Here is a 1,256-nt window from a genome sequence, read left to right as displayed (position 1 = left end):
CTGGTCGTAGCCGCCCTGCTGCTGGCCATAACCCTGGTTGTAGCCCTGGTCGTAGCCCTGCTGGCCGTAACCGGCGCCCTGCTGGTCGTAGCCACCCTGCTGGCCGTAACCCTGCTGGTCGTAGCCGCCTTGCTGCGGCTGCTGGCCGTAGCCCTGCTGCTGGCCGTAGTTGGGATCGTTGCCGTACTGCCCCTGGCCGTACCCGTACTGCTGTCCGTAAGGGTCGCCCTCGGGCGCTTGGCCGTAGCCGGGAGGCTGGCTCATGGATGGGTCTCCTGCGTTGCGGGGTTGTGCCGACCGTCTGCCTGCCTGGTGGCCTGCGCCCGAGACGTGAGCCTTCACGTCGGGGTCGACGGACGAGCGGGTTCGGAACTGTCCGGTGTGCAGCGCGTCGGAGCGCTCCAAGGAGACTACGACGTCGCCGTAGGTGTCCCAGCCGTGCTCGCTGAGATGCTCGGCCACGCAGTCCGCGAGCAGCGCCTTCATGCGGTCTTCATCGCCCGCGAAGTTGTCGTGGTCGCCGGGCCCGAGCTGAACCACGTAGTGGTTCGGCGCCAGCATCCGGCCACCAGCCAACTCGCGGACGTTGTCCTCGCTCTCGCGCTGCAACGCCTGCGCCACCTCCTGGGGCACCACGTTGCCACCGAAGACACGCGCGAAGGAGTTGCCCACGATGTCCTCCAGCTTGCGGTTCAACCGCTGCCCGATGCCCATGGACCCTCCTTCCCGTGCGTGCTCCTGTGCCGATCGTATCCGGGTGCGCCAGGCACGACACGGGGATGTGCGAACCCCGTGCGAGGCCCCCCGCGGACCGTGCTAGTGTTCTCCCCGTTCCCCCCGGGGGACACAACCACTCGGGCGAGTGGCGGAATGGCAGACGCGCACGGTTCAGGTCCGTGTGTCCGAAAGGACGTGGGGGTTCAACTCCCCCCTCGCCCACTCGAATGGCGGCGAGTGCTCGTGGAGAGCACTCGCCGCTTTCGTGTGTCCACCCCCTCTGGGGGGCGACCCCCCAGACCCCCACGGTGCGTGCTCCCTGGGTTGGCGGGCGCTGGGCGCGATCGTGTTGACCAGCGGGGATCTCCTGCGGAGAGCGATTTGGCGACCTTGTTCGGCGACCTTGTCTGGAGACGGGGCTCGGGGTGGGTGCGCGGTGGGGCGTTGGGGCGCAGTGGGGGTCATCTGTGGGGATGGGGTGGATGGTGTGGTGGGGGCGGGTGAGTGGTGGGTGAGTGGTGGGTGAGTGGTGGTCGGGG

At 68.7% G+C, this 1,256-nt stretch carries 1 protein-coding gene and 1 tRNA gene; one reads left to right on the top strand and one right to left on the bottom strand.

What is annotated here, in order from left to right:
* Positions 1-714: DUF3662 domain-containing protein (locus UO65_RS02135; RefSeq protein WP_035278215.1), on the bottom strand; the 714-nt coding region annotated here is incomplete at its 3' end.
* Positions 715-856: 142 nt separating this feature from the next.
* Here UO65_RS02135 and UO65_RS02130 point away from each other — a divergent pair.
* Positions 857-939 (top strand) — tRNA-Leu (locus tag UO65_RS02130).
* Positions 940-1,256: the final 317 nt, after the last annotated feature.

It is taken from the genome of Actinokineospora spheciospongiae (genome assembly GCF_000564855.1).
Classification (GTDB): domain Bacteria; phylum Actinomycetota; class Actinomycetes; order Mycobacteriales; family Pseudonocardiaceae; genus Actinokineospora; species Actinokineospora spheciospongiae.
This window is presented reverse-complemented; position numbering and strand designations above follow the sequence as displayed.